We start from the raw sequence: 9,870 nt of genomic DNA on the forward strand, positions 1-9,870 counted from the left end.
TTGACTTTTTAGTTAAAGTCAATTGGATATTCTATGCATTTAATACGCTTATTTTTTAACTAAATAACATTATTTATGAAATTATTTTACACCGTCATCTTCGTGATGATAGGATTAGTTGGATTGTCACAAAAGACAATTCAAGGTGTGGTTTCCAACGAAAAAAATGAAACTATTCCTTACGTTAAAGTAAAAATTATTAATAAAAATCAGGGAACTGAGACAGATGAAAATGGGGCCTTCAAATTGATGGTAAACGCATCAGATTCAATACGTTTTTCTGCAATAGGCTATGAAAACCAAACACTTTCTGTTCAAAACAGTATAGATTGGAACATTACATTAGTTTCAGCTGTAAATGAACTCGATGAGGTTGTTGTAACAGCGCTTGGTTTAAAGCGAAATAAACGCGATTTAGGTTATGCTGTTCAAACCTTGAAAGGAGAGGAAATTACTGAAGTTAGACATCCAAATTTGGTGAATGCATTGGCTGGTCGAGTGGCTGGAGTTCAAACCACCAACGGTTCTTCTGGAGTAGGATCATCTTCTCGTGTAATTATTCGTGGAGAAACTTCACTTTCTGGAAATAATCAACCGCTATTTGTGGTAGATGGTGTTCCGGTGAGTAACGAATTCATTGCCAACAATACTGAAAATTTAGAATCTGGTTTTCATGAGGTAGATTATGGAAATGGAATTGGTGACTTGAGTCCAGATGATATCGCTTCCATAAATGTCTTAAAAGGCCCAAGTGCTGCTGCACTTTATGGTGCACGTGCAGCTGGTGGTGTTATTGTCATTGAAACCAAAGAAGGGAAAGCGAGTGATGGAATTGGAGTAAGTATTAATTCAAGTGTTACTTTTGAAGAAATTGCTTTTTTACCTCAATTTCAAAATAGGTATGGTCAAGGTGCTGGAGGTGTTTTTGCTTATGAAGATGGCTTAGGTAGTGGGATTGGTGATGGTGGATTGGTGAGTTTTGGTCCTGAAATGAATGGCCAATTGATTACGCAATACGATGGTCCTTCCTACGATGAAAATGGAAATCCGGTGCGCGGTGGAGATGTGATTGCAAGAAATGGAAATCCAATTACTCCTACAGCATGGAATGCAAATCCAGATAACGTTAGAGACTTTTTTCAAACTGGGGTAACCAGTCAACAAAACATTGCTTTATCTGGAGCTAATGATAACGGTAGTTTCCGACTTTCATATACAAGATTGGATAATCAAGGAACCTTACCAAACTCAGATTTTATCAGAAATAATGTGGCTTTAACAAGTACCTATAATTTCACCGATCGTTTGAGTGTTAGAACACATGCTACATTCATCAACTCTTCTTCAAATCACCGACCAGGTTTAGGTTATGGAAGTGAAAATGTGATGTATTCTTTCCTTTGGATGGGACGACAAGTAGACCTTACAGCAGCTGAAGATTATTGGCAAGCTGGACAAGAAGGATTTAAGCAATATACTTACAATAGTCAATGGCTTGACAATCCTTATTTTAATGTCTATGAAAACCGCAATGGATTTGAAAAGAATAGATTACTCGGAAATGCTATGTTTAAATATGAAATTTCTGAACATTTAAACTTAAGATTTCGTTCAGGAGTTGATACCTATTCAGATTTAAGAACTTCACGTAGAGCCTTTAGTACTCAGCGTTTCCCTATTGGAGCTTACAGAGAAGATGATGTCTCTTTTACTGAGTTAAACACTGATTTAATGTTGGCTTATGATAATAATTTTGGTGAAAAACTAAAATTTAATGCAGCCATTGGAGCCAATAACTTTACGCAAGAAACGCGCTACAAAAGTTTATTGGCAGGTCAATTGTCTGTTCCAGGAATCTATAATTTTGAAAACTCTAAAATTCCATTAGAAGCCTCTCAATTTAATGCCCAAAAGCAAATCAATTCTGTTTATGGTTTAACAGGTATTGCTTATGATCGCTTTTTATTCTTAGATGTAACATTGAGAAATGATTGGTCAACGACTTTACCTGTTGAAAGCAATTCATTTGCTTACTATTCTGTAAACGGAGCTTTTGTTTTTACAGAAAAATTAAATACACCTGACTGGTTTTCATATGGAAAGTTAAGGGTGAGTACATCGAGTGTAGGTTCTGATACAGATCCTTTCCAACTGCGAAATACTTACGCATTTAACCAAAATTATGGGAGTTATCCTTTACTTACCAATAGTTCAATTTTGTTGAATGAAAATCTAAAACCTGAGCGAATTAATGCTTTAGAAGCGGGTACTGAATTGTATTTCTTTGATGAACGCATCGGTTTAGATGTTACCGTTTATCAAAATACAGCGAAAAACCAGATCATTACTTTACCGACTTCTTCATCTAGTGGATATGCAGGTCAAGTAATTAATGGTGGAGTTATTCAAAGTCGAGGAGTAGAGGTTATGCTAACCACAACGAATATCAAAAAAGAAAACTTCAGCTGGTCAACTTATGTGAACTTCAGTAAAGGCGCTAGTTATGTTGAAGAGTTACCAGAAGGAATAGATCAATATACAACAGGTTTTGCACGTTTATACACAACCGCAGAAAATACTGTTTTTTATATTGCTGATTCTGATGGTGGACGAATTGGAGATATGTATGGAACAGGATTTCAAAAAACCGAAGATGGAAGAATAATTTATGGTGCCAACGGATTACCTTTACGTGACAATGAGTTACGTTATTTAGGGAATTACAATCCTGATTTTATTCTTGGTATTGGAAATCAATTTGAGTACAAAGGATTTAAGCTAAATGTACTTTTAGACTGGAGACATGGGGGTGAAATAATATCCCGTACAAGAGCGGTAGGTTCTACATCTGGAGTTTTAGCAGAGACCATTGATGGAAGAGAAGATGGAATTATTGGTGATGGAGTTGTTAATGTAGGAACAGAAAGTAACCCAATTTATGAAGAAAATACAACAGCAGTTTCCGCTTCAGAATACTATAATCAATTTTATAATCGTGCAAATGAAGAAAGTTCAGTTTATGATGCTTCTTATTTAAAAATTCGCGAAATAGGACTTTCGTATACATTTCCAGACCGTTGGGTTTCAAAATTCAATATAGAGGCCTTTAAAGTTGGTTTCATAGCACGTAATTTATTCACTTGGACAGAGAATCCACATTTTGATCCAGAATTGAGTGCCATGCAAGGAACGTCTCAAATATATGGAGTGGAAGATTTATCTTATCCATCTTCAAGAAGTTATGGAATTCAAGTTCAATTTAAATTTTAAATCATGAAAAATATAATAATATATATCGTAGTCGCCTTATTTTTCTTTGGCTGTAAAAAGTTTGATGAATCGAATATCAATCAAAATGCTCCAGAAAATGTAAATCCGCAGTTTTTACTTTCCAATGTTTTGGCAGAGGCTTCAAATAATCAAGCCTATTGGGGCTGGCATGCAGGGAATTTACTTGCGCAACATTCCTCCAATTTGGAGTTTTTGCCGGTTGACAGATACAACTTGGGTTCAAATGAAGGATTATGGACCGCAACCTATCGTTTGATGAAAGACTTAAAAGACATTAAAAACAGTGAACAAGGAAACGAAGCTTATACAGCTGTTGCAGATGTTTTAACGGCGCATCAAGCGAGTCTGTTGACAGATTTATGGACAAATGTTCCATTTTATGAAGCGTTGAATGGTCAAGATGAAGGAAACTTTACGCCAGCTTTCGATACTCAGGAAGAGATTTATACTGGCGAAGGCGGAATTCTAGATTTGCTAGAAAATGCAGTAAATACCCTTCAAAATACGACAGATCGAATCGAAGGAGACTTAATGTATCAAGGAAACTTAAATCAATGGATTGCTTTTGCAAATAGTTTAAGAGTGCGATATTTGGTTAGAATCAGTAACAAAGTAAATGTGTCAACTGAACTACAAGATATTGTTGATAATAGTGTTCTATTTCAAAGTGTGATGGAAGAAGCTGATGTTCCATACTTGTCAGCATCACCAAATCAGTGGGTTATTTTCACGGAGCGTGAAGGACGATATGTAGATGTGCGAATGAGTAAAACTGCTGAAGATATTCTTACGCCACTCAATGATCCAAGGATGGCACATTATTATAAACCAACGGCAAATTCAACAGCTGGAAACGAGCAATATTTAGGATTACCCAATGGATTGAGTCGACAAAGTCAAAACAATTATGATTTAAGCGATATTTCATTGATGGGGAGTTTTTTGAGAGATGAGCCAGATGCCGTAAAAGCATCTTTTATGACCTACTCAGAATTGCAATTTTGTTTGGCAGAAGCGGCTCAAAAAGGATTGATTAGCGGAAGCTCATCAACCTATTATGAAAATGGAATTCAAGCTTCTTTTGATCATTTGGGATTACAAATGCCAAGTGGATATTTAACCCAAATGAATGTCCCATTAGGTTCTGGAAATGAATTAGAGAAGATTATGACTCAAAAATGGATTGCTTCCTTTTTAAACGGCTTTGAAGCTTGGTTTGATTTCAGAAGAACAGGTTTCCCTGACTTACCAATGCCTCAAGACAATTTAAACAATAATGTATTTCCTGTTCGTTATGCTTATCCCTCCACGGAACAAGCAGTGAATGGTTCAAATTATTCTCAAGCCGCTGGAGCGATAGGAGGTGATAATTATAATAGCAAAGGTTGGTGGGAACAATAGAAGAAAATTTTAGTTTTTGGCAATGGACATTGGTAATTGCTACCAGTGTCCTTTTGATTGTGTTTTCTCCATTAGCGAAAAATGCAAAACAATTTTTTAATGCCCAAACCAAAGGGAAAAGTCCCAATTTTGGAATGCTCACTGGAAGTTTGGTCATTTCTTGGGTGTTTGCTAAATCAATTGCTGTAGCCTCAGATTTAGGTTTTGAACATGGTTTTACCGGAGGATTAGCGTATGCCTCTTATTACGGTTCCTTTTTAGTTGCTGGAGTTGTGATTTACAGAATGAGAACAATAGGTGGCTTTACTAGTATTCATTCTTTTTTAGGACAGAAATTTGGACAAAAGGCCTTGCAATTGTTTTCTGTTGTCATCGCGATTCGGTTATTCAACGAAGTTTGGTCAAACACCATGGTAATTGGTTACTACTTCGGAGATTATGGAAGTACGCCATTTTTTGCTTCGGTGATTGTTTTTACGGTATTAACTTTGATTTATTCCTTAAAAGGAGGATTGAGTAGTTCTATCTTTTCCGATCTAATTCAAATTGGGTTATTCGGAATTTTACTGATTTCCATTTTGGTGATTTTCGGAGGTCAAAGTGAATCCAGTTTAGGAGAAGTGGTAACCGAAGGAGATTTTTCATTCGACAATGGCGTGAATCTGATTTTGGTTGGTTTACTCCATAGTTTTTCCTATCCATTTCACGACCCTGTGATGACAGATAGAGGATTTATTTCAAAACCCAAAACAACATTGTGGAGTTTTATCTTTGCAGGAATTCTAGGAGGCTTGTTAATCTTTACATTTAGTTTGGTTGGAATTTATGGCCGACTAAATGGCGCTGATTCTAGTGATTTAACTTCATTTGGAGCTTTGTTTGGTCCGTTGATGTTGTTGCTGATTAACTTCATTATGATTGTTTCAGCATCTTCGACATTAGACTCTTCTTTTTCTTCCGCTTCAAAATTAATTGCTGTTGATTTAAAAAAAGGTGAGACCCTAAAAGTGGGACGATGGTCGATGCTTATTTTCACGATAGCAGGCTCTATTCCCTTGTTTTTCGATCCTGCGATTTTATCTGCTACAACAATCAGTGGAGTAATGGTAATTGGTTTAACCCCCATTTTCTTATTTTGGAAAATTCCCGCTCCAAAATTGAGTTTCTTTTTGAGTGTACTTTCAGGAATTGGATTTGGATTGCTCGCTGTACTAGATTTATTTCCAAAATCGTTAGTTATAACAGATGGTCCTTATAGTGATTTACTGTGGATCACAATTTTTGGAATAATTGTTTGTTTTATTGTTTACTTTATACCGATTGGGTTAAAATCCAAAAAATAAATATGGAAAACACTGATTTACATCTCTTCTTTGGAGGTTCTTATAGTAACCTTCATGCTTTGAAAGCCTTGCAAATTGAAGCAAAGCGTTTAAATATTTCATCGCGTAAAATTTACCATACAGGTGACGTTGTGGGCTATTGTGCATTTCCAAACGAAACATTAAACTTGGTTAGAGATTGGGGAATAAATGCTATTGCTGGAAATGTAGAAGTACAACTGCGAGAAGATGAAGAAGATTGTGGCTGTAACTTTGATGAAGGTACTCGCTGTGCAAACTTTTCTACCCTTTGGTATCCTTATGCAAAAATGAATGTTTCATTGGAAAATAAAGCTTGGTTAAAAGATTTATCAACGCATTCTAAATTTGAAATTGACGGTGTGAAAATCGGAATGATCCATGGAGGATTAACTGATATTTCACAATTTATTTTTAAAAGTACACCTCAGTCTATAAAGGAAGAAATAGCCAAAGAATTGGAAGTAGATGTCGTTATTGCTGGTCATTCAGGTTTGCCCTTTATGCAAACATTGGATGATTTTACTTGGATTAACCCTGGAGTAATTGGAATGCCAGCAAACGATGGAACACCGCGTGTTTGGTATACTTTATACAATGCTAAAACCAAAACATTTTCTTCACATTCATTATCTTACGATCATCAAGCAGCAAGTGAAGCTATGACAAAAAATCAACTTCCACCAGAATATGCCAAAACCTTAATTGATGGTTTGTGGGACAATTGTGAGATACTGCCAGATGCGGAAACCAGTGAAAGAGGAATTCGGATAGTACCAGCTGAGTTATGCTTGGGAGTGGCAGTGAAGTAGGTTTAGTGTTTGTTGGATTAAGAAATATTTGTAATTTTAAAGTTGGTGATAGTTAGGATTCAGACTACCACGAGAAGAAAATCGTGGTAGCGAGGGTATTTTCAGCCATACTATTGGAGAAAGAAAATTCTATCTTTTCTTGCCTAGGTCCTTAAGGTTGTTTTTTAGGAAGTCAATTTGGAAACTTATTCCAGCTTGAGCCATTATATTTATATTGTACAACATTCCAGGAAGATATGCTAAGCTATACTCAAAGGCGAAGTTACTTTCTTTGTTATAGAATCGTTGATAAAATTCGAATCCAAAATTTAAAAATTGATTTTCTGGTGATATTTGATATTTTTCATAATAAGTCATATCATCTTTGTTCGGGTAATACTCTCCTAAATAAACATCTTCGAATTCATTTTGAAGCGCGTATAATACGTTAAACCCAGTGACATTGATTTTCGATTCACCATTTTCACCAAACTTTTCGAAATTCTTCCTAACGTTAATGATTTTTTGCTTTTGATAACCAATTTTGATATGTTGATAATTTTGAACCGTTGACATAGGACCTAAATCAACTGATCTAGTGATATCATATTCCTCATTGTATAGTTGCAAATTATTTACATTTAAGTGGTGCCAAGTATAGCCTTGTTTAACACCTACTGTAACACCATGCTTTGTGATGTATTTAGTTTTAAAGTTTGAATAAAATGTTGTTTTAGTATTGTAACTTTTTTTAGTTTTTAAATAGATACTTGTATTCTCTATTGTTTCGTAATCTGCAAAGAAAAAAGTAGCTTCTGCATTAAATGTTTGTGCATTTTTGGGATGGTAGAAAGGTATAACATTATCTACTCGAACGTATTCATCTCCTTGTAAGGATGTTTTGTTTACCTTATCTCCTAAAGCATAATTGTAAGATATCCTTCCATTTACAGGTCCTTTACCAATGTATTGCAGACTAGCCTTTAAATCATAAGCTGATGTATTGATTGGTGATAAACTTCCATGGTAAATAGGAATATTTAAGGTGAACATACTCAGTTGTGATGGAGCGTCAAATATATTTGTATAAAAAACAGTGTCATCTTCTGATATATCAAGATCTTGTGCATTTAAAGTATTAAAATAACAAGTAGGAATAAGTAAACCTAGAAGGTAAATAATTTTAAATTTCATAGTAGTTTAGTTTTCGTTTAATTGCCCTTCAAAATCAACACGACCATATTGTGATTGTTCTTTAAGGCTTAATTCACAAAATGAAATATGGAATTTACCTGATGATTTATTTAGGTGAACCCTGTTTATATTTTCATTACTCTCTGAATTAAGGTCAGATTCAAAATATAAAACCTCAGGAGAATTGTATGGAGGTGGTAAAGGACTTACTTCAAGTCGAGCATTGATATAAACCTCTTCCATAACAATAGACGATTCTATGGTTGGGTTATAAGATTTAAAAAACATGGTATCATATTCAGGAAAGGTAAAAGTTATAGAATCTCCATTGCTATTTGAAGCTATAGCAATAAAGTTATCACCTATAACTTGAGCGCTTACTTCATCGAAAGTAACTATCCCCATGCTTGTTGTTATTTGTTTTTCGTCAAAATCATATAAAGTAAAACATCCACCATTGTTAGAAAATTCACACGGTTCACATAGTGCTCCACAATCTATTCCTTCTTCATTACCATCCATTATACCGTTATCACAAGAAAGCAAACTTCCTAATTCACCATTTTTAGGTAAAGTATTGGGCTCTTGTTTGCGACAAGAAATACAAAAAAATAGAGGGAGTATGAATAATAGTGACGTAAGTTGAAAATAGTTTTTTTGCATCATAAGCATTTTTTAGTAGTATCTTGTAAAAGAGACAAATTTATAATAAATTTTAACTTTTTTTAATTTTATAAGTAAAAAAGAATGGGGATTTTTTAATTCAGCTGATTTGGGATCAATCTTCTCTAATTATTGAGATTGATCCAATATTTGTATGGAATTCCACTATAAAATTATAAAGCAAAAAAAACAAGATGCCGCGAGATTAAGCGAAGCTTCTCGTGGCCTTGGGTCTCCAAACACATACTTCAGTCTAAAAAGCGGATAAAAAACATTATTCGATACAATATGATTGAATATTGTTCATTAACTTATTTAGTATTAACCCAATAAACCTCAATCAAAATAAGTGGAATATAATGCCTAAACTCCAATAATTAGTCTTGGGTCCTAATTAGTTATGATGCTTATTTTTATGGTGTGAGTGTGAGAGAAGAGTGCAAAAGAAAAAAAACCAGAGGATAAAGTTCGCTTTCGCTCTCATTATCACTCTGGTTTTCGTACCCGGAGCGGGTGCCGATAGCTATCGGCATGAACCCGCTTTATATTTGTCAATTAATTTTTCCATAATCTCACTATATTTGACAAGATTACTATAATAAATTCTTGATTTCATATTCTTTATATGCTGTTCAATCTTTCTAGCTATTTGGTAATCTAGATTTTCATATGAGTAGAACAAAATCCAATCATTGGCTTTACCAGTAAATGCATTTTTATAAATCTTATTATTATGTTCCCACAATCGCTGTGTAAGATTATTACAACTTCCAATATAGAATTTATCAATTTCCTTAGAAAAAAGTATGTATACGGAAGCCATAGTTTTATTTAGTTTGAATCAGTTGATTAAAACTAAAAGATAAACAAAAATACTAACAGATTATTATATTAAGAAAGAGAAAAGTCTAAAACCAAAAAATCCCCAACATTTCTGTTGAGGATTTTGTACCCGGAGCGGGTGCCGATAGCTATCGGCATGAACCCGCACTATATTTAATGATTAACTTTTTAATAAAGTCTTAGTACCTGATGAGATTATCTGGAATTCCTACTAATTTTGTGACAAATTTTATCAAGCCACTTTATTAATTTTCCCTCTTAACTTAATTTCCATTTCTAGAGGGGAAACATACCCTAGAGATGAATGTAATCTTTCTGTATTGTAC

Annotated in this window: 7 protein-coding genes; 4 read left to right on the plus strand and 3 right to left on the minus strand. The window is 34.4% G+C overall.

Annotation, left to right across the window (positions count from 1 at the left end; genetic code table 11):
- The first annotated feature begins 75 nt into the window (after window positions 1–75).
- From DXU93_RS14540 to DXU93_RS14555, 4 genes are read left to right on the plus strand one after another with little or no spacing between them, the layout of a single operon-like run.
- Window positions 76–3,270 (plus strand): SusC/RagA family TonB-linked outer membrane protein, encoded by a 3,195-nt coding sequence (locus DXU93_RS14540; RefSeq protein ID WP_116882032.1) that lies wholly within the window; start codon window positions 76–78, stop codon window positions 3,268–3,270.
- A gap of 3 nt (window positions 3,271–3,273) precedes the next feature.
- Window positions 3,274–4,692: a SusD/RagB family nutrient-binding outer membrane lipoprotein gene (locus tag DXU93_RS14545; RefSeq protein WP_116882033.1), complete on the plus strand. Its 1,419-nt coding sequence runs from the start codon at window positions 3,274–3,276 to the stop codon at window positions 4,690–4,692.
- Window positions 4,680–6,035 carry an SLC5/6 family protein gene (locus DXU93_RS14550; protein WP_240623474.1) on the plus strand — a complete coding sequence of 452 codons (1,356 nt, stop codon included), beginning with the start codon at window positions 4,680–4,682 and terminating at the stop codon, window positions 6,033–6,035. The genes DXU93_RS14545 and DXU93_RS14550 overlap by 13 nt, the downstream gene beginning before the upstream one ends.
- Window positions 6,036–6,037: 2 nt before the next feature.
- Complete coding sequence (locus DXU93_RS14555; RefSeq protein WP_116882035.1) at window positions 6,038–6,865, plus strand: metallophosphoesterase family protein; 828 nt, start codon at window positions 6,038–6,040, stop codon at window positions 6,863–6,865.
- A 129-nt stretch (window positions 6,866–6,994) separates the two neighbouring features.
- Here DXU93_RS14555 and DXU93_RS14560 read toward each other — a convergent pair whose 3' ends face one another.
- The 3 genes from DXU93_RS14560 to DXU93_RS15360 form a co-directional block, all read right to left on the minus strand.
- Window positions 6,995–8,038: a hypothetical protein gene (locus DXU93_RS14560; RefSeq protein WP_116882036.1), complete on the minus strand. Its 1,044-nt coding sequence runs from the start codon at window positions 8,036–8,038 to the stop codon at window positions 6,995–6,997.
- Between the two features lie 6 nt (window positions 8,039–8,044).
- Window positions 8,045–8,704 carry a hypothetical protein gene (locus tag DXU93_RS14565; protein WP_116882037.1) on the minus strand — a complete coding sequence of 220 codons (660 nt, stop codon included), beginning with the start codon at window positions 8,702–8,704 and terminating at the stop codon, window positions 8,045–8,047.
- A gap of 520 nt (window positions 8,705–9,224) precedes the next feature.
- Window positions 9,225–9,524, minus strand: coding sequence for a GIY-YIG nuclease family protein (locus DXU93_RS15360; RefSeq protein WP_116882038.1), 300 nt, complete (start codon window positions 9,522–9,524; stop codon window positions 9,225–9,227).
- Window positions 9,525–9,870: the final 346 nt, after the last annotated feature.

The organism is Brumimicrobium aurantiacum (assembly GCF_003402975.1).
GTDB lineage: Bacteria > Bacteroidota > Bacteroidia > Flavobacteriales_D > Crocinitomicaceae > Brumimicrobium > Brumimicrobium aurantiacum.